The organism is Kitasatospora sp. NPDC088160 (assembly GCF_044741445.1).
In the GTDB taxonomy this organism is placed as follows: Bacteria; Actinomycetota; Actinomycetes; order Streptomycetales; family Streptomycetaceae; genus Kitasatospora.
The window spans coordinates 85,519-106,120 of the sequence record NZ_JBIUSS010000008.1 but is presented as its reverse complement, the minus strand read 5'-3'; the positions used below and the strand labels follow the sequence as shown (position 1 = coordinate 106,120).

At 71.5% G+C, this 20,602-nt stretch carries 16 protein-coding genes; 9 read left to right on the top strand and 7 right to left on the bottom strand.

Annotated features, from left to right (window positions below; genetic code table 11):
• The first annotated feature begins 104 nt into the window (after window positions 1–104).
• The 4 genes from ACIOGZ_RS14185 to ACIOGZ_RS14170 all read left to right on the top strand — a co-directional run bounded on the left by ACIOGZ_RS14185 (window position 105) and on the right by ACIOGZ_RS14170 (window position 4,169).
• Window positions 105–1,097: a malate dehydrogenase gene (locus ACIOGZ_RS14185; protein ID WP_350877220.1), complete on the top strand. Its 993-nt coding sequence runs from the start codon at window positions 105–107 to the stop codon at window positions 1,095–1,097.
• Between the two features lie 124 nt (window positions 1,098–1,221).
• The gene (locus tag ACIOGZ_RS14180; RefSeq protein ID WP_363580202.1) at window positions 1,222–2,547 is read left to right on the top strand and encodes a hemolysin family protein; all 1,326 of its coding nucleotides are present in this window, start codon (window positions 1,222–1,224) and stop codon (window positions 2,545–2,547) included.
• A 30-nt stretch (window positions 2,548–2,577) separates the two neighbouring features.
• Window positions 2,578–3,618: a tryptophan--tRNA ligase gene (trpS, locus tag ACIOGZ_RS14175; protein ID WP_363625898.1), complete on the top strand. Its 1,041-nt coding sequence runs from the start codon at window positions 2,578–2,580 to the stop codon at window positions 3,616–3,618.
• A gap of 62 nt (window positions 3,619–3,680) precedes the next feature.
• Complete coding sequence (locus tag ACIOGZ_RS14170) at window positions 3,681–4,169, top strand: 2'-5' RNA ligase family protein (protein WP_363630719.1); 489 nt, start codon at window positions 3,681–3,683, stop codon at window positions 4,167–4,169.
• 1 nt (window position 4,170) lies between these two features.
• Here the strand turns inward: ACIOGZ_RS14170 and ACIOGZ_RS14165 are convergent, their stop codons facing one another.
• The gene (locus ACIOGZ_RS14165) at window positions 4,171–6,681 is read right to left on the bottom strand and encodes a CDP-glycerol glycerophosphotransferase family protein (protein WP_400986058.1); all 2,511 of its coding nucleotides are present in this window, start codon (window positions 6,679–6,681) and stop codon (window positions 4,171–4,173) included.
• A gap of 308 nt (window positions 6,682–6,989) precedes the next feature.
• Complete coding sequence (locus ACIOGZ_RS14160; protein WP_400986056.1) at window positions 6,990–10,562, bottom strand: CDP-glycerol glycerophosphotransferase family protein; 3,573 nt, start codon at window positions 10,560–10,562, stop codon at window positions 6,990–6,992.
• A 134-nt stretch (window positions 10,563–10,696) separates the two neighbouring features.
• On the opposite strand from ACIOGZ_RS14160, the gene ACIOGZ_RS14155 reads away from it, so the two are divergent.
• Complete coding sequence (locus ACIOGZ_RS14155; RefSeq protein WP_400986054.1) at window positions 10,697–11,692, top strand: glycosyltransferase family 2 protein; 996 nt, start codon at window positions 10,697–10,699, stop codon at window positions 11,690–11,692.
• Window positions 11,693–11,746: 54 nt separating this feature from the next.
• On the top strand, window positions 11,747–12,694 hold the full coding sequence (locus ACIOGZ_RS14150; RefSeq protein WP_363580212.1) for a YihY/virulence factor BrkB family protein: 948 nt from the start codon (window positions 11,747–11,749) through the stop codon (window positions 12,692–12,694).
• Window positions 12,695–12,716: 22 nt separating this feature from the next.
• Here the strand turns inward: ACIOGZ_RS14150 and ACIOGZ_RS14145 are convergent, their stop codons facing one another.
• On the bottom strand, window positions 12,717–13,928 hold the full coding sequence (locus ACIOGZ_RS14145) for a D-alanyl-D-alanine carboxypeptidase (protein WP_363580214.1): 1,212 nt from the start codon (window positions 13,926–13,928) through the stop codon (window positions 12,717–12,719).
• A 142-nt stretch (window positions 13,929–14,070) separates the two neighbouring features.
• Here ACIOGZ_RS14145 and ACIOGZ_RS14140 point away from each other — a divergent pair, with 142 nt between their 5' ends.
• The gene (locus tag ACIOGZ_RS14140; protein ID WP_400986052.1) at window positions 14,071–14,328 is read left to right on the top strand and encodes an SCO4848 family membrane protein; all 258 of its coding nucleotides are present in this window, start codon (window positions 14,071–14,073) and stop codon (window positions 14,326–14,328) included.
• Between the two features lie 91 nt (window positions 14,329–14,419).
• Window positions 14,420–16,030, top strand: a complete 1,611-nt coding sequence (locus tag ACIOGZ_RS14135) for a hypothetical protein (protein ID WP_400811296.1) — start codon at window positions 14,420–14,422, stop codon at window positions 16,028–16,030.
• Window positions 16,031–16,096: 66 nt separating this feature from the next.
• On the opposite strand, the gene ACIOGZ_RS14130 is transcribed toward ACIOGZ_RS14135, so the two are convergent.
• Genes ACIOGZ_RS14130 through sdhC form a run of 4 tightly spaced genes read right to left on the bottom strand, consistent with a single transcriptional unit; the run spans window position 16,097 to window position 19,547 of the window.
• Window positions 16,097–16,870, bottom strand: coding sequence for a succinate dehydrogenase iron-sulfur subunit (locus ACIOGZ_RS14130; RefSeq protein WP_350877240.1), 774 nt, complete (start codon window positions 16,868–16,870; stop codon window positions 16,097–16,099).
• Window positions 16,870–18,612 (bottom strand): succinate dehydrogenase flavoprotein subunit, encoded by a 1,743-nt coding sequence (gene sdhA / locus ACIOGZ_RS14125; RefSeq protein ID WP_063349041.1) that lies wholly within the window; start codon window positions 18,610–18,612, stop codon window positions 16,870–16,872. Before sdhA ends, ACIOGZ_RS14130 begins: the two co-directional genes overlap by 1 nt.
• A gap of 54 nt (window positions 18,613–18,666) precedes the next feature.
• Entirely contained in the window at window positions 18,667–19,158 is a 492-nt protein-coding gene (locus ACIOGZ_RS14120) for a succinate dehydrogenase hydrophobic membrane anchor subunit (RefSeq protein WP_350877244.1), read from the bottom strand.
• An 8-nt stretch (window positions 19,159–19,166) separates the two neighbouring features.
• Window positions 19,167–19,547 carry a succinate dehydrogenase, cytochrome b556 subunit gene (gene sdhC, locus ACIOGZ_RS14115; RefSeq protein ID WP_063349043.1) on the bottom strand — a complete coding sequence of 127 codons (381 nt, stop codon included), beginning with the start codon at window positions 19,545–19,547 and terminating at the stop codon, window positions 19,167–19,169.
• A gap of 254 nt (window positions 19,548–19,801) precedes the next feature.
• Here sdhC and ACIOGZ_RS14110 point away from each other — a divergent pair, with 254 nt between their 5' ends.
• Window positions 19,802–20,581, top strand: coding sequence for a hypothetical protein (locus tag ACIOGZ_RS14110; RefSeq protein WP_400811299.1), 780 nt, complete (start codon window positions 19,802–19,804; stop codon window positions 20,579–20,581).
• Window positions 20,582–20,602 lie beyond the last annotated feature (21 nt).

Genomic DNA, 20,602 nt, shown 5'->3' with positions numbered 1-20,602 from the left:
CTTTGCGATAACCTGACGCCGGTCTCTCGATGTCGAGAGATCATCCTCGGCTCCAGCGCGCCGGTGTGCCTGGGGCACCTGGCGATCTGCTGGAGAAGGTAGAAATGACCCGCACCCCCGTCAACGTCACCATCACCGGAGCGGCCGGCCAGATCGGCTACGCGCTGCTCTTCCGCATCGCCTCGGGCCACCTGCTCGGTGCCGACGTCCCGGTGAACCTGCGCCTCCTGGAGATTCCGCAGGGCCTCAAGGCCGCCGAGGGCACCGCCATGGAGCTCGTCGACTGCGCGTTCCCGCTGCTGCGTGACATCACGATCACCGACAACCCGAACGAGGCCTTCGACGGCGCCAACGTCGCGCTGCTGGTCGGCGCCCGTCCGCGCACCGCCGGCATGGAGCGCGGCGACCTGCTGCAGGCCAACGGCGGCATCTTCGGCCCGCAGGGCAAGGCGATCAACGACCACGCCGCGGACGACATCAAGGTCCTGGTCGTCGGCAACCCGGCCAACACCAACGCCCTGATCGCCCAGCGCAACGCCCCGGACGTCCCGGCCGAGCGCTTCACCGCGATGACCCGCCTGGACCACAACCGCGCGGTCGGCCAGCTCTCCATCAAGACCGGTGCGCCCGTCTCCGACATCAAGCGCGTCACCATCTGGGGCAACCACTCCGCCACCCAGTACCCGGACGTCTTCCAGGCCGAGATCGCCGGCAAGCCGGCCTTCGAGGCCATCGGCAGCGACCAGGCCTGGCTGGACGAGACCTTCATCCCGACCGTCGCCAAGCGCGGCGCGGCCATCATCGAGGCCCGTGGCGCCTCCTCGGCCGCCTCGGCCGCCAACGCCGCCATCGACCACGTGTACACCTGGGTCAACGGCACCGCCGAGGGCGACTGGACCTCCATGGGCGTCGTCTCGGACGGCTCCTACGGCGTCCCGCAGGGCCTGATCTCCTCCTTCCCGGTCACCACCAAGGCCGGCAAGTTCGAGATCGTCCAGGGCCTGGAGATCTCCGACTTCTCGCGCGCCCGCATCGACGCCTCGGTCAAGGAGCTGACCGAGGAGCGCGACGCGGTCCAGGAGCTGGGCCTCATCTGAGCCCCGCGGCACCGCTTTCCCGACGGCCCGCCGTCTCCTTCCCGGAGGCGGCGGGCCGTCGTGTGACCGGCCGTCGCTCGTTCTTCCACTCCCCGGGCGCCGGCCGGTCTTACACTGACCCGCTGTGAACGAAACCCTCGGGGACGCCCTGCTCGTCCTCGTCTTCATCCTGCTGGGCGGGCTGTTCAACGTCGCCGAGATCTCGCTGATCTCGCTGCGCGAGGGCCAGATCCGGACGCTGGAGGCGCTCGGCACCCGGCGGTCCGCCCGGGCCGCGCACCTGGCCGCCGACCCCAACCGCTTCCTGGCCGCCGTCCAGGTCGGCGTGACCTGCATGGGCTTCCTGTCCGCCGCCTTCGGCGCGGACACCCTGGCCGGCAAGGTCGCGCCGCTGTTCGTCCGGGCCGGGCTCACCGAGGGCGTCGCCGACGCGGTCGCCCTGGTCGGCCTCACCCTGGTGATCAGCTACGTCTCGCTGGTTCTCGGCGAACTCACCCCCAAGCGGATCGGCCTGCAGCGGGCCGAGTCGATCGCGGTGATCGCGGCCCCGGTGGTGGACGTGATGTCGGTGGCGCTGCGCCCGGTGATCTGGCTGCTCGGCCACTCCACCAACCTGATGGTCCGCCTGCTGGGCGGCGACCCGGCCGCCGGCCGTGGCTCGATGAGCTCCGAGGAGCTGCGCGGCCTGGTCGCCGCCAACACCGAACTCGGCAGCGACGAACGGGCGTTGATCGCGGACGTGTTCTCCGCCGGGGAGCGGCAGCTGCGCGAGGTGATGGTCCCGCGCACCGAGGTGACCTTCCTGGACGCCGAGCGCCCGCTGGCCGCCGTCCGGCACCAGGCGGACACCTCGCCGCACTCGCGCTACCCGGTGGTCGAGGGCAGCGCCGACGCCGTGGTCGGCTTCGTGCACGTCCGCGACCTGTACGGCGCGCGCGGCGAGCAGGCCGCCAAGGTCCGCGACCTGGCCCGCCCGGTGAAGCTGCTGCCCGGCACCAAGCGGGTGCTGGAGGCGATGGGCGAGATGCGCCGCGAGGGCCACCACCTGGCCATCGTGGTGGACGAGTACGGCGGCACCGCCGGGATCGTCACCCTGGAGGACCTGGTCGAGGAGGTGATCGGCGAGATCCGGGACGAGTACGACCGGCCGGAGACCGCCGCCACCCGCCGGCTGGTCGGCGGCGGCATGGAGCTGGACGGCCTGCTCAACCTCGGCGACTTCACCGAGGAGACCGGCGCCACCCTGCCCGAGGGCCCGTACGAGACGGTGGCGGGCTGTCTGGTCGCCTCGCTCGGCCGGCTGCCCCGGGACGGCGACCAGGTGCGCGTCCCGGTCGAGGGCGGTGGCGGGGTGCTGCTGACGGTGGCCAAGCTGGAGGGCCGGCGGATCGCCCGGGTGAGGGTGAGTGCGGTCACACTGGCGGAACCTCCTGGGGCGGACGTTTCCTGAGCGCCCGGTGGAACTGGAACAATGGCCCGCATGGTCAACGCAGCGGTCACTGGTCCGGTCAAGGACCGTCCCCGGGTTCTCTCCGGCATCCAGCCCACCTCCGGCTCGTTCCACCTCGGCAACTACCTGGGCGCGGTGCGCCAGTGGGTGGACCTGCAGAAGGAGAACGACGCCTTCTACATGGTCGTCGACCTGCACGCGATCACCGTCTCGCAGGACCCGAAGGAGCTGCGCGAGAACACCCGGGTCTCCGCCGCCCAGCTGCTCGGCGCCGGCCTGGACCCGGAGCACTGCACCCTGTTCGTCCAGTCGCACGTGCCCGAGCACGCGCAGCTCGCCTGGGTGATGAACTGCCTCACCGGCTTCGGCGAGGCCTCCCGGATGACCCAGTTCAAGGACAAGTCCGTCCGACACGGCGCGGACAGCACCACGGTCGGCCTGTTCACCTACCCGGTGCTGATGGTCGCGGACGTCCTGCTCTACCAGGCGGACGCCGTCCCGGTCGGCGAGGACCAGCGCCAGCACCTGGAGCTCACCCGCGACCTCGCCGACCGCTTCAACACCCGCTACGGCCCGACCTTCACGGTGCCGAAGCCGTACATCCTCAAGGAGACGGCGAAGATCCAGGACCTCCAGGACCCGGGCGCCAAGATGAGCAAGTCCGCCTCCTCGGACAAGGGCCTGGTCAACCTGCTGGACGAGGCGAAGGTCAGCGCCAAGAAGTTCAAGAGCGCCGTCACCGACACCGGCACCGTCGTCTCCTACGACGAGGACGGCAAGCCCGGCGTCTCCAACCTGCTGCGCATCCACTCCGCGCTCAGCGGCCAGTCGATCGACCAGCTGGTCGCGCACTTCGAGGGCAAGATGTACGGCGCCCTGAAGACCGAGTTGGCCGAGCTGTTCACCGAGTGGGTCACCCCCTTCCAGGAGCGCACCCGCTCCTTCCTGGACGACCCGGCCGAGCTGGACCGGGTGCTGGCGATCGGCGCCGAGAAGGCTCGCGAGGTGGCCGCGCAGACGCTGGAGACGGTGTACGACCGGGTCGGCTTCCTCCCGGCCGCCAAGCGGTGACTCCCCTCACACGCCTGCCCGATGGTGACGGTCTCCCCGAGGCCGTCACCATCGGCGTGTCCGTGAGCGTTCCGGATCCGTACGGTGCGCAGATCCAGGACGCCCGGGCCGGGCACGGCGATCCGCTGGCCCGGTCGATACCGACGCACGTCACCCTGCTGCCGCCGACCGAGGTGCCGGCCGAGGCACTGCCGAAGATCGAGGAGCACCTGGCGGCGGTGGCGGCCTCGCACCGGCCGTTCCGGATGCTGCTGCGCGGCGCCGGCACCTTCCGCCCGGTCTCCCCGGTGGTGTTCGTCCGGGTCGAGGAGGGCGCGCAGGAGTGCCGGCTGCTGGAGGCGGACGTCCGCTCCGGCCCGCTGGCCCGCGAGCTGGCGTTCCCGTACCACCCGCACGTGACGGTCGCGCACGGTCTGCCGGATGACGCGCTGGACCAGGCGTACGCGCAGGCGCGCGGCTTCCGGGCGGCCTTCCCGGTGCCGGGCTTCGGCCTCTCCCGCTTCGACGCGGACGAGGTCTGGCGGCCCTGGCGGAGCTACCTTTTCTCCTGAACTACCGGACTGACCTTCCGAGTTCGAGCATCCGGTCGACCACCCGGCGGGACGCGCCGCCGTCGTCCAGGACGCAGTGCTCGGCCCGGAAGCGCCGGTGGCGCTCCGCGTACCCGGGCGGCAGGTCCGCGCCGGAGTCGGCGAGTTCGCGCAGCGCGCCGAGCAGTCCGGCCGAGGTGGGGACGAGCGGGCCGGGGGCCTGCGGCTCGAAGTCGAAGTAGAAGCCGCGCAGGGTGTCGCGGTAGTGCTCCAGGTCGTAGGTGAAGAAGAGCACCGGGCGGCCGGTGACGGCGAAGTCGAACATGATCGACGAGTAGTCGGTCACCAGGACGTCCGCGACCAGCAGCAGCTCCTGCGGGTCGGGGTAGTCCCCGCAGTCGTACAGGAAGCCGTCCCCGGCGCCCGGCAGTGGCTCGCGGACGTGCGCGTGCGGGCGGATCAGCAGCACGTGGTCCCGGTCGAGCAGGCGCCGGGCGTGGTCGAGGTCCAGCCGCAGGCCGAGTCGGAAGCCGTCGCCGTCACCGCGCTGCTGGTCCTCGCGCCAGGTCGGCGCGTACAGCACGATCCGCTTGCCGTCCGGGATGCCGAGCCGGTGGCGGACGGCCGCGGCGGCGGCCTCGTCGGGGCGGGCGAGCACGTCGTTGCGCGGGTAGCCGGCCTCCAGGATCTCGCCGTCGTAGCGGAACGCGCGGCGCAGGATCGGGGTGGCGAACGGGCTGGGGGAGAGCAGCAGGCTCCACTGCGGGGTCTCCCGGTCGAGCGCCTCCAGGTAGCCGTGGTCGGCCAGCCAGGGGTTGTCGACGTCGTGGGCGATCCGCTTCAGCAGCGAGCCGTGCCAGGTCTGGAGCACCACCTGGCCGGGGCGGCGCTCCAGGAAGTCCGGGAAGTGCGTGTTGCCGACCAGGTACCGGCAGGTGGCCAGCGCGCGGTACCACTCCGGGCTCCAGATCCGGACGGCCCGGACCCCGGGCGGCAGTTCGGCCTGGGCGTCGTCGACCACCCAGAGGTGCTCCAACGGCGCTCCGCGGCGGGCCAGTTCGGCGTGCACCGCGCGCGGCGAGTCGGCGTAGCCGCGGCCGCCGAACACGTCGTACAGCACGGCCTCGCGCAGCGGTTCGCGGCGGGCGGCGGGGTAGTGGACGGCGCGCTGGCGGCTCTGCGTCCAGGCGCTGCGCTCGGTGGGGGTGAGCACCGGGGTGGAGTCCACCAGCAGGGTGTCGTGCCAGCGGCGCTGGAGCAGGATCCGCTTGCCGCCGGCCGTGGTGGCGGCGGGCAGCGCGGGCAGGGCGGCCGGTGCGGCGAGCAGCGGGCGGCTCGGGCCGGGCCGCCCGGCGGGCGTCAGCGCGGCCTCCCAGATGCCCTTGCGCAGGGGCAGCGCGGTGCCGTCGGCGCCGGTGCGGGTGGCGGGCAGCAGGACCTTGAAGCGGCCGTCCTGGTCGGCCTCGACGGGGGAGCGGACCTCGCTCGCGGTGCCGGTGTGCCGCAGGACGAGTTCCAGCCGGTCCGCGGCGCGGTCCGGGCAGCGGCCGGTGAGCTCGAAGCCGCCGGCCCGGACGGCGATCCGCTCGACCAGGCCGGCCGCGGGCTGGACGCACACCTGGAGCCGGCCGTCGGCGAGGTGCTTGAGGTAGAGGGCGCGGTCCGGGGTGTCGGGCAGTCGGTGCTGGCCGGCCACCGGGCCGCCGCGCTCGTCCGGGCAGAGCTGCTCGGTGCTGCCGTCGGGGTGCAGGAACTCGGTGTCCCAGTGCTCCAGTTCGCCGCTGCCGCGGCCGTCGGCGGTGAACGGCCGGTACGGCAGGTGGACGGCGAAGGTGTTGCCGGTGCGGGCGACCGGCCGTTCGATCACGGCGTCGCTCTGCCGGTGGCGCAGCCGCAGCACGGTGCCGGACGGGCAGGTGTCCGCGCTGCCGCGCAGATCGAGGCCGTCGGCGGTGGGGGTGGCGTGGGTGAGCCGGACACTCGGGCGTTCGAGCCGCAGGTGGAGCCGGCCGTCGGTGAAGTGCGGCTGGAGACGGACGTCGTGGTCCACCCAGTGGGCGGGCGGGTACTCGCCGGAGCCGCACCAGTGCGGGGCGAGGGCGCCGTACCGGCGGCGCAGCCGGGTGGGGCGTGGGCGGGTGAACAGGGTGGCCTCGATCTGCCAGTCGCCGAGCAGCCAGTCGGTGCCGTGGCGCAGCCGGCCGGGCTCGATCAGGGCGGTGAAGCCGGACCAGTCGTGGTTGAACTCGGGCTGGGCGCTGTCGTCGGTGACCTCGGGCAGCCGGCGGGGCCGGGAGCGCAGGTGGACGGGCGGCCTGCTCCCGTCGGCGTGGCGCAGGGTCAGCCAGGTCCAGGCGGAGCCGGGGCGGCCGGTGTCGAGGTCGTCCGGGCGGGCGAAGCCGGTGAGCTCCAGGCCGCGGCCGGTCCAGCGGGCGCGCAGCAGGCCGAAGGTGACGTCCTCGTCGGCGGCGGGCTGGTCGGTGCTCACGCGGGGGTCGGCGTGCGGAAGGACGAACCGTGTGAGCGCAGGCATGGCAGGGGTCCTTCGGGACGGGGGCCGGGCCATGGGCGGTGGACCGGGGCCGCCGGACCGATGCCGAGAGGAAACCGGGGCCGAATTCATATCCCATACCGGGACGCCGTCCGGGGTCAACAGTGTGGACCAGAGAATTTCCCGTGAAATTCACCGACAAAACACTAGTTCGAGTGCAATGCGCAGGCAAAGGCCGGGGATATTGTCAGGGAATTCCCAGGAAAACGCGGAGGCGCCCGACGCGGTTCGCGTCGGGCGCCTCTGCGGGGCTCTCGGGGATGCTCCGGGCTACCCCGTACTGCTCGGTGCTACTCCGCGCGGAGCATCGCGTCGACCACCCGGGCGGAGGCCTTGCCGTCGTCCAGGTCGCAGTACGCCGTGCGGAACGCGGCGGCCTTGTCGGCGTACTCGGCCGCGACCTCGCCGACCCGGCCGAGCGCGTCGACCAGTTCCTCGGAGGTGGCCAGCAGCGGGCCGGGCGCCTCAGCCTCGAAGTTCAGGCTGAAGCCGCGCAGGTTGTCGCGGTAGTGCTCCAGGTCGTAGGTGAAGAACAGGATCGGCTTGCCGGTCGCGGCGAAGTCGAACACGCTGGCGGAGTAGTCGGTGATCAGCACGTCGGCGATCAGCAGCAGCTCCGCCATGTCGGGGTAGCTGCCGACGTCCCAGATGTAGCCGTTGCCGGCGCCCGGGATCTGACCGCACATCATGCTGTGCCGGCGCACCAGCAGTACCTGGTCGTCGCCGAGCGCGGCCTTGGCCGCCGCCAGGTCGAGCCGCAGGTCCAGCTGGTACCCGCCGTTCGGCCGGCGCCGGTCCTCGCGCCAGGTCGGCGCGTAGAGCACGACCTTCTTGCCCTCGGGCAGGCCGAGCCTTTCGCGCACCTGTTCGGCGGTCTTCTCCCGGTCGGCCGCGAAGAGCAGGTCATTCTTGGGCGAACCGCTTTCGAGAATCTCGCCCTTGTAATCGAACGCGCGTCGCAGGATCGGGGCCGACCAGCTGTTGCCAGCCGCCAGCAGACTCCAGCTCGGCACCTCCCGGGCGAGGCCCTTCAGGTAGTTCGCATCCGTGAACCAGACCTTCTCGAAATCGAGGCCGATCTGCTTCAGCGGGCTGCCGTGCCAGGTCTGCAGGACCACCTGTCCGGGGCGGCGGACGAAGAAGTCGGGCAGGTGGGTGCTGGTGACGATGTACTTGGCGGTCGCCAGCGCCTCGAACCACTCCGGGCTCCACAGCCGGATCGCGCTCGCCGACTGCGGCAGATCGGCCTGGAGGTCGTCACTGCCCCACAGGTGCTCCAGCGGCAGGCCGCGGCGGACCAGCTCCTCGTGGACCGCCCGCGGCGAGTCGGCGTACAGGCCGCCGAGGCCGACGTTGTACAGCACGGTGTCGCGCACCGGGTGCCGGCGGGCGTTCGGGTAGTCGACGAACCGCAGCTGGCGCAGCCGGTAGCCGCTGCGCTCCTCCGGCAGCAGCGCCGAGTGCGACTCCAGGGAGAGGCCGTCGTGGTGGCGGCGCTCCAGCACGATGCGCTTGCCCCGGGACTCCACCTCCAGCGGCATCGCGCCGAAGCAGTCCGGCGAGATCAGCGCGTACGAGCTCGGAAGCTCCTCGGCCGGGGCACCGACCGGGCGGAAGAAGACGTTCCAGGTGCCCTGGGCGAGCGGCACCCGGCCGGCGAAGGAAGCCGTCGGCACGGCGGGCAGCGCGGTCCGGAACCGTCCGTCCGCGATCTCCACCGGGTAGACGTGCTCCTCCTCGCGCCAGTCGTGGCGGACCACCAGCTCCCAGCGGTGCGCGCCGGACAGCGGGAACGAACCGCTGAGCAGGAAGCCGTCCGCGCCGCGGGTGGAGACCTCGTCCACCACCGGCTGGAGCAGCTGGTCGGAGAACTGCAGGTACCCGCTGGGGGAGGGCTTGGAGTAGAGCGCCCGGCGCTGGTCGGCCGGGGCGTCCGGGTTGAGCGGCAGGTGCAGCTGCGCCGGGGCGTTGCGGTCGTCCCAGGTCACCGGGACGGTGCTGCCGTCGGCCAGCAGCAGCGCGGTGTCCCAGCGGTCACGGCCTCGCTCGGCGGCCACCGGGTCCAGCTCGGCCCAGGCCTCGCGGACGGCGGTCAGCTCGGCCGCCGGGAAGGACACGCTGAACGGCTGCAGGCTGCCGACCGGCGCGCCCAGCTCCAGCGGGAAGGCCAGCTCGCGGTCGGACTCGACGTGGGTGAGCCGCAGCCGGGCCCCGGCGAAGCTGGAGCCGGAGCGGGCCGCGCCCGACACCTCGACCCGGCCGCCGTGCGAAGCCAGGCCGGTCACCCGGGCCTTGACCGTCTCCACCCGCAGGTAGACGGAGCCGTCCCGGACCCACGGCACGATCCGCACGTCCGGCTCGACCCAGTGCGCCGGGATGTACTGCGCGGTGTCGCTCCAGCCGGCCCAGACCCGGCCCTTGTAGACGCCGCCCTTGCCCGCGCCGGCCACCAGGACGCGCCAGTTGCCGTCCTTCCACTGGCCGCGGTGCTTGAGCTTCTTCGGGTCGACGCCGACGGTGAAGCCGGCCCAGTCGCAGCTGTACAGGTCGTGGTGGCAGCTGGCGGTGGCCTCGGGGCTGTACTGGGTCTTCATCGGCACCGCGATCACCCGGCGGCCCTTGGCCTCGCGCAGCACCAGGGTGCGGACCATGTCGTGCTTGCCGGCCGCGCCCAGCTGCTCCGGGTACGCGTGCCCGGTCAGCTGCAGCCGCCCGCCGACCCAGGCCGTCTCGTACAGCCGGCTGCGCATGACCAGCGAGTTGTCCAGCTTGAGCACGCCGGACGGCACGCTCTTGCGCCCGCCGCGCAGGAACGGGTAGTCGGCGTACGGGCGCAGCAGACCGCGGGCCTGGACGCCGCCGTTGCTCTCGCCCTCGTACTTGATCTGCTCGACGAACTCGTCGATCCGGCCCTGGAGGGTCAGGTGGTACTTGAGCCGCAGCGGCGCCCGCAGCTTGCGGACCTGCTCGGGGCCGATCGCCCGCAGCAGCCGGCTGACGTTCTTGACGTAGGCGTCCCGGTACTCCTTGTCGCCGTCCACGACGGACCAGAAGAACATCGGGATCTCCTCGACGAGGGTGTTCTCGTCGTAGGAGCGCAGGTACTGGGCGAAGCGCGGATCGGTCTGCTTGCGCAGCCAGCCGCGGACCAGCTCGACTGAGGTGACGCGGTCGATCAGGCCCTTGGGGTTGGTGCGCATCTGGGTGATCGACATCTCGCCGACCTCGCGCTCGCGCCAGTGGTAGATCGGCTCGCAGAGCACGTCCACGCTCTTGGCGAGGTAGTGGTGCGGCACGCTGACCGGCGCGTCCTCGTACAGGATGCCCTCGGGGTAGAGGATGCCGGCCGCGTCGAAGAAGGAGCGGCGGTACACCTTGTTCCACGCGGTGCGGTCGGTGACCAGCGCCGGGATCTCGGTGATGTGCGTCTTGAGCTTGGTCTCCCTGAACGGCTTCGAGTGCCCGCCGGACTGGTAGTAGCCCACCGCGCGGAACCGCAGCACGTTGCCGGTGGCGAAGTCCGAGCCGGTCTCGTCCAGAGTGTTGATCATCAGCTCGTACGCGCTCGGCGGCATCGAGTCGTCACTGTCGACGAAGCACAGGAACTCGGCGTCCGGGTCGATGTGCCGGATGCCGGTGTTGCGGGCCGCGCCGAGGCCCTTGTTCACCTGGCGGACCAGCCGGAACCGCGAGTCCTTGGCCGCGTACGCCTCGGCGAGGGCCGCGCTGTCGTCCTTCGAACCGTCGTCGACCATGACGCACTCGAAGTCCGTGAAGGTCTGGGCGGCGATCGAGTCGAGGCATTCGACCAGGTAACGCTCGACGTTGTAGATCGGAACGACGATGGAGAGGCGGGGAGCCATCGGCTACGCAGGCCTTTCTCGGGAAGGAGCGTGGCAGCCCGGTGAGGGCCTGACCGCACTTTGGATCGGTGCGTACGTGCGCACCGATCCTACCTCCGGGCCATGGGGCCCTTCGGGGCCACTACGCTGGGCCCGTGCCCCGCTTCAGCGTGATCGTCCCCGTGTACCAGGTTGAGGACTACCTCGCCGAGTGTCTCGACTCGGTGCTCGGCCAGGGCGGCCCCGACCTCGAACTGATCGCGGTGGACGACCGCTCCCCGGACGGCTGCGGCCCGATGCTCGACGAGGCCGCCGCCGACCCGCGGATCCGGGTGCTGCACCTGCCCGAGAACGTCGGCCTCGGCCGGGCCCGCAACGCCGGCCTGGAGGTCGCCACCGGGGACTACGTGATCTTCCTCGACAGCGACGACACGCTCACCCCCCAACTGCTCAAGAGCGTCGACGACCGGCTCGCCGCCACCGGCGACCCGGACGTCCTGGTCTACGACTACGCCCGCACCTACGCCGACGGCCGGATCACCCGGGCCGCCTCCGCCCACGTGTTCGGCGCCGCCTCCCCGGACGTCTTCGACCTCGCCGCCCGTCCCGACCTGCTCGACCTGCTCCAGGTGGTCTGGAACAAGGCCTACCGCCGAGACTTCGTCACCGCCCAGCAGCTGGTCTTCCCGGCCGGCTACTACGAGGACACCCCCTGGACGTACCCGGTGCTGCTCGCCGCGGCCCGGATCACCCTGCTCGACGAGGTCGGCGTGCACTACCGCCAGCGCCAGGAGGGCGGCAACATCCTGGCCACCGCCAGCCGCAAGCACTTCGACGTCTTCGCCCAGTACGACCTGGTCTTCGCCTTCCTGGACCACCGCCCCGACCTCGACCACTGGCGCCCGGTCGTCTACGGCCGGATGCTGCACCACCTCAACACCGTCGTCTCCAAGCCCGGCCGGATCCCGCCCGGCGACCGCCGCGAGTACTTCCGCCGCGCCGCCGCCCACTGCGCCCGGCTCCGGCCGGCCGGCTACCGCCCGCCGCCCGGCGTGGACGGCGTGCGCACCGAACTGCTCAGCCACGGCCGCTACGGCGCCTACCAGGCCGTCCGCGCCCTCGCCCGGGCCCGCCGCCTGGTGAAACGCTAGAATCTGCGCCGAGCCTGACGGCCATTCGGAGGACGGGCCGGTATAACCGGTCGGGTGGACTTCCTGACCCGCCTCCCGGTCATCGGCCCGCTCGTCACGTGGGTGCTGCGCAGCCGCCCGTACCGGGTGTACGAGCACTTCTCCGCGGCCCGGGGCAACCGGCTGGCCGGTGCGGTCACCTTCTTCGGCTTCCTCGCCCTGTTCCCGCTGCTCACGGTGGGCCTGGCGATCGCCGTCTCGACGCTCAGCAGCAGCCAGGTCGCGGACCTGCAGAAGCACATCTCCGACCAGCTGCCGGGCATCTCGGAGGCGCTCAACCTGCCGTCCCTGGTGGCCAACGCGGGCGCCGTCGGACTGGTCAGCGGGGCGCTGCTGCTGGTCTCCGGCCTCGGCTGGGTGGACACCATGCGCACCTCGATCCGGGACGTCTGGCAGCTGCCCGACGACGACACCAACGTGGTGCTGCGCAAGGGCTGGGACTGCGCGGTGCTGGGCGGCCTCGGCGTGGTGTCGCTGATCTCGGTCGGTGTCTCCACCGCCGGGACGACGCTGGCCGGGCGGATCGCCGACTGGACCGGCCTGCCCAGCGGCTACCTGCTGACCGGAGTCGGCGTGCTCGTCGCCATAGCGTGCGACACGCTGCTCTTCGCCTACCTGCTGGCGCCGTTCCCCGGGATCGGCGGCCAGCGCCGGCGCGACGTGCTGCAGGGCGCGCTGATCGGCGCGGTCGGCTTCGAGCTGCTGAAGGTCCTGCTCGCCTCCTACCTCGGCTCCGTCGCCGGGAAGAGCCTGTACGGGGCCTTCGGCGTGCCGGTGGCGCTGCTGCTGTGGATCAACTTCGTCTCCCGGCTGCTGATGTACTGCGTGGCCTGGACGGCGATGGCCGATCCGGTGGCCGCCCGGGAGCGCACCCGGGAGCACGCCCGGGCGCTGCTGGCGGCGGCCGACGAGGCGGAGGCGGCCGCGGACACGACGGCGGCCCGGCCCCGGGAGGAACCCTGAGGCCGGGCCGTCCGTCCGGCCGTCACCAGCCGGAGGCCCCGCGGCGGCCGCGCCGCAGGACCAGCACCCCGTAGCCGGCCGCGGCCGTCACCAGCACGACGGCCAGCCAGCCGCCGAGGCCGAGCCCGTCGTCCTCGGCGGCGGCCGGGGCGGCAGTGGGGGCGGTGCCGGGCCGGGTGGCGGGGGTGGAGTGCGGCGGGGGCGCGCCGGCGGTGCCGCCGGCCTGGCCGGAGGGCTCGCCGTCCGGCGGGAGCTCGTCGACCAGCTTGCCGACCGGCTGCACCTTGCCGGCCGCCGCGAAGCCCCAGTCCAGCAGGGCCGCGGTCTCGTCGTAGACCTTCTGGTAGCTGTCCGGGTGCATCACGGTCACCAGCAGGGTGCGGCCGTTGCGTTCGGCGGCGCCGACGAAGGTCGAGCCGGCGTTGGTGGTGAAACCGTTCTTCACCCCGATCAGGCCGGGGTACTTGCCCAGCAGGCGGTCCGTGTTGGCGATCCCGAAACTGCCGCGCTGGCCGGTGTTCTTGTCCACCGCGCCCGGGAACATCGCCTGCCGGGTGGCGCAGTACATCCGGAAGTCGGGGTTGCGCAGGCCGGCCCGGGCGAACAGCGACAGGTCGTAGGCCGAGGAGAGCTGCCCGTCCATGTCGTAGCCGTCCGGGGAGATCACCCGGGTGTCCCGGGCCTGGAGGGCGTCGGCGCGGGACTGCATCTCGGTGACGGTCTGCTCCACGCCGCCGTTCATGTGCGCCAGGACGTGCACGGCGTCGTTGCCCGAGCTCAGGAACACCCCGCGCCACAGGTCCTCGACCCGGTAGTCCAGGTTCTCCTTGATGCCGACCAGGCTGCTGCCCTCACCGATCCCGAGGATCTCCTCGTCGGCGACCTTGTGCACCGTGTTGCGGTCGAACTTGGGCAGCACGGTGTCGGCGAAGAGGATCTTCAGGGTGCTGGCCGGGGCGAGCCGCAGATGCGGGTTGCTGGCCGCCAGCACGTCGCCCGACGTGGCGTCGGAGACTATCCAGGACTGGCCGGTGAGGTCCCTCGGCAGGGCCGGGGCTCCGGCCAGCGGCGAGACCTGGACCCCGGAGCGCCCGAGCCGCTCGCCGCCGACCGCGGAAGCGGCCGGGGGCGGCTCCTGCGGGGCAGCGACCGCCCCCGGGGCGGCGAGCAGGGCCGGGAGGACCGCGGCGGTCGTGACGAACAGATGCGCGAATTTCTGACGACGTGTGGACACGCGCAGACCGTACCCACTCCGGGGCATCCGCTGTGCGCCACACCGGGCCGGTCCTCCGTATGAGGGGCCCGCCCTACGCCGATCGGCGGTCCGCGCATACTGGGGGACGCACCCCGCCCCCACACCCCCGACGAGGACCCCCATGAAGCTCAGCCGCCGCACCTCCTGGTTCCTGACCGCCTTCGGCGTCTGGTCGATCATCATCTGGACCACCTTCGTCAAGAACCTCTGGAAGGACTCCGGCGGCCAGGCCTTCACCGACGGCGACCACTCCCAGCCCACCGCCTTCTTCTGGATCCACCTCCTCCTCGCCGTCACCTCCTTCCTCCTCGGCATCGCCGTCGGCGCCATCGGCCTGCGCGGCCTCCGCGCCACCCGCCGCACCCCGTCCACCGACTGAATCTCCGTTGCCGCTGTCGGTCCCCACTGGAAAGATCCTCACCGCTCGTACACGTAACGAGATCTCTCGATCAAAGGGGTGGGGTACTTCCATGACACTTCGGCATGCCCGCAGACTCGGCGGGGTGACGGCGGCCGCGATCGCGGCAGGCCTGCTCACCGCGCCCGGCGCCTTCGCCGCCGACACCGCGCCGGCCGTCCTCGGCACCAGCCAGGGCAGCGAGTACCGCGCCGACGCCTGCGACTCGACCACCGACCCGAGCTGGGTCGGACGGACCACGAACGGCCCGACGCTCAACGCCAAGGTCACCGGCACCGGCGCCCGGTTCGGCGTCTGGGACGAGACCACGGGCGCCCAGGACCCGGTGTTCACCGGGGCGTCCCAGGCGTACGGCCAGCAGGCCAAGGTCGCCGTCCCCGGCCTGGTGGACGGGCACGGCTACGCGTGGCACGCCTGGGCCGTGCAGGACCAGCAGACCTCCGCCCCGTCGGCGGACTGCCACTTCCGGGTGGACACCACGAGCCCGACCGTCACGGTCTCCTCGCCCGACTTCCCGGCGGGCGGCACCGCCACCAAGTACGCGGGCCAGATCGGCACCTTCGTCCTCAAGGGCGTCGACCCGGCTCCGGCCGGCGGCGCGGCTTCCGGCATCGCCTGCTTCCGGTACGGCTTCTCCATGCTGGGTGTCGGCGACTGCTCCTCGCCGAACGCCGTTCGGCCGAACGGCGACGGTACGGTGTCGCTGCCGCTGAAAGTGCGGAACTGGGGCACCAACATCCTCAACGTCCAGGTGATGGACAACGCGGGCAACGTCAGCGCGGCGTCCTACACCTTCTACGCTCCCTCGAACCCGAACCCGCCGCAGGCCCTCGGCGACGTCGACGGCGACGGTGTTCCGGACATCCTGCTTCCGGACTCCGCAGGCAACCTCCAGATCATCAGCGGCGGCTCGGCGAGCACCATCCCGACCGCGACGATCCCGGCCAACTGGTCGCCCAACCAGAATTCCTGGACCAACGTCCAGGTCATGCACCGGGGCTGGGACGACTCCCACGCGCCGATGGACGACCTGCTGATGCACGAGGGCGGATCCCGGGCGCTGTACTTCTCCAGCAACCAGGACTACGGCTCCTTCACCGGAGGCCGGCTCTCGGTCTCCCGGCCGAGGGCTTGCCAGAACGCCTCCGGTAAGGCGACCGCCTGCCCCGGGGGCTACGCAGCCGACTGGCACAAGGCCGATCAGCTGGCCCTGATCGGTTCCTTGAACGACTCGACCGTCTCCTCACTGGTGACCATCGAGGAGGGCAACCTCTGGCTGTTCGCCGACCCCGGCTTCTCGTACGAGTTGGGGAGCGCCCGTCAGCTCACCACCACCGGCGACTGGGCCGGCTACGACCTGATCGCCCCCGGCCCGGACGCCGCCGGCAACCTCGCCCTGTGGGCGCGCGACCGGGCCACCGGTGACCTGCACGCCTACCCGGTCCCGAAGAAGGCTGACGGCACCTTCGACTTCTCCGCGCTCGCGGACCCGAAGGCGAACGTGGTCGCCACCGGCTTCACCACCGCCGCCTACCCGACCCTCGGCAGCTCGGGCGACGGTGACGGGGACGGCACGCCGGACCTGTGGGCCGTGACCGCCGACCGGCACCTGGTGACCTTCAGCGGCTGGTCCGCCCCGAAGGACCTCGGCGCGCTGCGCTGAGCCCACGGCGAAGGCCCCCGTCCGATCATCCGATCGGACGGGGGCCTTCGCCGTGTCAGGTGGGGATCAGAAGCGGCGGGTGACCAGCGCCCGCTTCACTTCCTGGATCGCCTTGGTGACCTCGATGCCGCGCGGGCAGGCCTCGGAGCAGTTGAAGGTGGTGCGGCAGCGCCACACGCCCTCACGGTCGTTGAGGATCTCCAGGCGCTGCTCGGCGCCCTCGTCGCGCGAGTCGAAGATGAAGCGGTGCGCGTTCACGATCGCGGCCGGGCCGAAGTACTGGCCGTCGTTCCAGAACACCGGGCAGGACGACGTGCACGCGGCGCACAGGATGCACTTGGTGGTGTCGTCGAAGCGCTCGCGCTCCTCGGCGGACTGCAGGCGCTCGCGGGTCGGGTCGTTCCCCTCGGTGATGAGGAACGGCATGACGTCCTTGTACGCCTGGAAGAACGGGTCCATGTCCACGACCAGGTCCTTGAGGACCGTGAGGCCCTTGATGGCCTCGATCGTGATCGGCTTCTCCGGGTTGACGTCCTTGATCAGGGTCTTGCACGCCAGCCGGTTGCGGCCGTTGATCCGCATGGCGTCGGAGCCGCAGATGCCGTGCGCGCAGGAACGGCGGTAGGTGAGGGTGCCGTCCTGCTCCCACTTGATCTTGTTGAGCGCGTCCAGAACGCGCTCCTTCGGGTCCAGCGTCAGCTGGTAGTCGACCCACACCGGGTCCGGGTGCTCCTCCGGGTTGAACCGGCGGATCCGGAAGGTGACGGTGATCAGCTCGACGCCGCCCGCCTCGACCGCGTCCAGAGCGGCCGAGTGCTTCTCCACGGTAGGAGTGCTCATCAGTACTTACGCTCCATCGGCTGGTAGCGGGTCGTGACGACCGGCTTGTAGTCGAGGCGGATGGAGGTGCTGCCGTCGGCGGCCACCTCCTGGTACGCCATGGTGTGCTGCATGAACTTCACGTCGTCACGGGTCGGGAAGTCCTCGCGGTAGTGGCCGCCGCGCGACTCCTCGCGGGCCAGCGCGGAGACGGCCAGCACCTCGGCCAGGTCGAGCAGGTTGCCCAGCTCGACGGCCTCCAGGAGGTCCGTGTTGTACCGGAAGCCCTTGTCCTGGATCGAGACGTTCTTGTAGCGCTCCTTCAGCGCGGCGATGTCCTCGACCGCCTGCTTCAGGGTGGCGCCGGTGCGGTACACCATCGCGTTGGCGTCCATGGTCTCCTGCAGCTCCTTGCGGATCTGCGCCACGGACTCGGTGCCGGCGGCCTCGCGCAGGCCGTCGACCAGGGCCTGGACCTTCTCGGCCGGGTTCTCGGGCAGCTCGACGAACTCGTGCACGTTGGCGTAGTCGGCGGCGGCGATGCCCGCGCGACGGCCGAACACGTTGATGTCCAGCAGCGAGTTGGTGCCCAGGCGGTTGGCGCCGTGCACGGACACGCAGGCGACCTCGCCGGCCGCGTACAGGCCCGGGACGACGTCGGTGTTGTTGCGCAGCACCTCACCCTCGACGTTGGTCGGGATGCCGCCCATGGCGTAGTGCGCGGTGGGCTGGATCGGGATCGGGTCCGTGTAGGGCTCGATGCCGAGGTAGGTGCGGGCGAACTCGGTGATGTCCGGGAGCTTGGCGTCCAGCTGCTCCGGCGGCAGGTGGGTCAGGTCCAGGTAGACGTGGTCGCCGTCCGGACCGCAGCCGCGGCCTTCGCGGATCTCGGTGTAGATCGCGCGGGAGCAGACGTCACGGGACGCGAGGTCCTTCATGACGGGGGCGTAGCGCTCCATGAAGCGCTCGCCGTCCTTGTTGCGCAGGATGCCGCCCTCGCCGCGGGCGCCCTCGGTGAGCAGGATGCCCATGCGCCAGATGCCCGTCGGGTGGAACTGGAAGAACTCCATGTCCTCCAGCGGCAGGCCGCGGCGGTACACCAGGGCCTGGCCGTCACCGGTGAGGGTGTGGGCGTTGGAGGAGACCTTGAAGAACTTGCCGGTGCCGCCGGAGGCGAACACGACGGACTTGGCCTGGAAGACGTGGATCTCGCCGGTGGCCAGCTCGTAGGCGACGACGCCGGCCGTCTTGCCCTCGTTGATCAGCAGGTCGAGGACGTAGAACTCGTTGAAGAACTCGACGCCGTGCTTGACGCAGTTCTGGAACAGCGTCTGGAGGATCATGTGACCGGTGCGGTCGGCCGCGTAGCAGGAGCGGCGGACGGGGGCCTCACCGTGGTTGCGGGAGTGCCCGCCGAAGCGGCGCTGGTCGATCCGGCCCTGCTCGGTGCGGGAGAAGGGCAGGCCCATCTTCTCCAGGTCGAGGACGGCGTCGATGGCCTCCTTGCACATGATCTCGGCGGCGTCCTGGTCGACCAGGTAGTCACCACCCTTGACCGTGTCGAAGGTGTGCCACTCCCAGTTGTCCTCCTCGACGTTGGCGAGGGCGGCGCACATGCCGCCCTGGGCCGCGCCGGTGTGGGACCGGGTGGGGTAGAGCTTGGTCAGGACGGCGGTGCGGGTGCGCTGCGTCGACTCGATGGCCGCGCGCATGCCGGCGCCGCCGGCGCCGACGATGACGGTGTCGTACTGGTGAATCTGCATGGGGGTTCTAACTCGCCTCTGGCCTCTGCCGATTGCCGATTAGATGCTTTGTCGTCAGATGTTGGGGTCGAAGGTGAAGATCACCAGGGTGCCGAGCAGCACGGTGAAGACCGTGGCGGTACCCATGAGCCCCTTCAGCCAGAGCCGGGTCGAGTCCTTCTCGGCGTAGTCGTTGATGACCTGCCGCATGCCGTTGGCGCCGTGGAGCATGGCGAGCCAGAGCATCGTGAGGTCCCAGACCTGCCAGAACGGCGAGGCCCAGCGGCCGGCCACGAAGGCGAAGCCGATCTTGGAGACGCCGCCGTCGAGCACCAGCATGATCAGCAGGTGGCCGAGGATCAGGACCACGAGGACGATGCCGGACAGGCGCATGAAGAGCCAGGCCAGCATCTCGAAGTTGGTGCGGGTGCGGCGCGGGGTCTTCGGGGTCCGCTTGCGCGGCGGCTCGATGACGAACGCGTCGGCCGGGTTGCCGGTGCCGAGGCCCTTGCCGGTGTGCGCCTGCGCGGAGGGGACGACCAGCGCGTCGGAGTATTCCGTGGACATGTGTCAGCTCACTTCCCGAACCAGGAGATCAGCGTGTGCTGCAGGATCCCGTAGAAGGAACCGGCCATCAGCACGACCCAGACCGCCACGACGGTCCAGAGCATCTGCTTCTGGTACTTCGGGCCCTTGGACCAGAAGTCCACGGCGACGACCCGCAGGCCGTTGAGGGCGTGGAACAGGATGGCGGCCACCAGGCCGTACTCCATCAGGTTCACGAGAGGAGTCTTGTACGTCTGAATGACGGTGTCGTACGCCTCGGGCGACACTCGCACCAGAGCGGTGTCCAGGACATGGGCGAACAGGAAGAAAAAGATGAGGACGCCGGTGACTCGATGAGCCACCCAGCTCCACATGCCTTCCCGGCCGCGGTACAGCGTTCCAGCCGGCACGGAAAAACCCTCCGGAAGCGATTGGGGGCTCGGCCGGCTTCGGTGTCGGTCAGCCCGGCCAGGTACGGTCCACCGGCCGCCAGCATCCTATCGACGCCGCGTCGCGAACCGCCTCCGGGGGTCTCAGGTGTGATCAATCAGGCACGACTGGCCTAGCCGGACGGGAACCGGCGGCGCTTTGGTCGCTCTGGGTGACTGCTCGGCTGCGTTACGGTGGCGGCCCGCTCCGCCGCCGACACCCTGCCGAGGCCCCCGTGCCGCTTCGCCCCGTCCGACCGCCCGCCGCCGCCCTCGCGGCCCTGCTGATGCTCGCCACGGGCTGCACCGCGGTCGGCGGCTCCTCCGCGGACCGGGCCGGGCCCGGTCGCGAGCTGTCCGCGGCCGAGCTGCGGGCGGCCGCGGTGGCCGACGCCGACCTCGGGGCGGGCTACACGGTGACGGTGATGACGCCCGGCCACGGCGACACCGGGGCGGGCGCGGGGCGGGAGGTCGCGGACGTCCCGGCCTGCCAGCCGCTGCTGGACGCGGTGACCCCGGCCACCCCGGCCGCCTCTGCCTCGCCGGCCGCCCAGGCCCCGGGCTACCCGTACGCGGAGACGGACCTGAGCGTGGCCCGGGCCGCCGACCCCAGGGGCGGCGTGTACGGCGGGCTGCTCGGCTACCGGACGGGGCGGGCGGCCGTGCTCCAGGCGGAGCTGGAGAAGCTGTTCGGCCCGTGTGCCGCGTTCACCTCTATGGCCCCGGCGCCGCCGGCCGAGAAGCCGGGGAAGAAGGCGCCGATCCGGACCAGGCACCGGCTGAACCGTGAGGACACGCCCACCCCCGGGGGAGCGGACGCCGCGCTCGGATTCACCCTGACGAATGAATCGGGGAGCGCGGTGCTCTCGCAGCGTGCGGTGCTGGCCCGGATCGGGCCGGCGCTCGCGGTGTTCACCACCTTCGGGGTCGCCGCCGAGCCGGCCACCGCGCCGGACGAGGTGATCGTCCGGCAGCAGGTGGCCAAGCTGCGGGCCGCGCAGGCGAAGAAGAAGTAGCGGGCGGAGAGGGAGTGGGCG

Excerpts from the sequence above, each read along its gene's own strand:
- trpS (WP_363625898.1), top strand. The coding sequence starts at position 2,578 with ATGGTCAACGCAGCGGTCACTGGTCCGGTCAAGGACCGTCCCCGGGTT.
- sdhA (WP_063349041.1), bottom strand. The coding sequence starts at position 18,612 with ATGCAGATTCACCAGTACGACACCGTCATCGTCGGCGCCGGCGGCGCC.
- ACIOGZ_RS14130 (WP_350877240.1), bottom strand. The coding sequence starts at position 16,870 with ATGAGCACTCCTACCGTGGAGAAGCACTCGGCCGCTCTGGACGCGGTC.
- ACIOGZ_RS14120 (WP_350877244.1), bottom strand. The coding sequence starts at position 19,158 with ATGTCCACGGAATACTCCGACGCGCTGGTCGTCCCCTCCGCGCAGGCG.
- ACIOGZ_RS14135 (WP_400811296.1), top strand. The coding sequence starts at position 14,420 with ATGACACTTCGGCATGCCCGCAGACTCGGCGGGGTGACGGCGGCCGCG.
- ACIOGZ_RS14185 (WP_350877220.1), top strand. The coding sequence starts at position 105 with ATGACCCGCACCCCCGTCAACGTCACCATCACCGGAGCGGCCGGCCAG.
- ACIOGZ_RS14165 (WP_400986058.1), bottom strand. The coding sequence starts at position 6,681 with ATGCCTGCGCTCACACGGTTCGTCCTTCCGCACGCCGACCCCCGCGTG.
- ACIOGZ_RS14160 (WP_400986056.1), bottom strand. The coding sequence starts at position 10,562 with ATGGCTCCCCGCCTCTCCATCGTCGTTCCGATCTACAACGTCGAGCGT.
- ACIOGZ_RS14140 (WP_400986052.1), top strand. The coding sequence starts at position 14,071 with ATGAAGCTCAGCCGCCGCACCTCCTGGTTCCTGACCGCCTTCGGCGTC.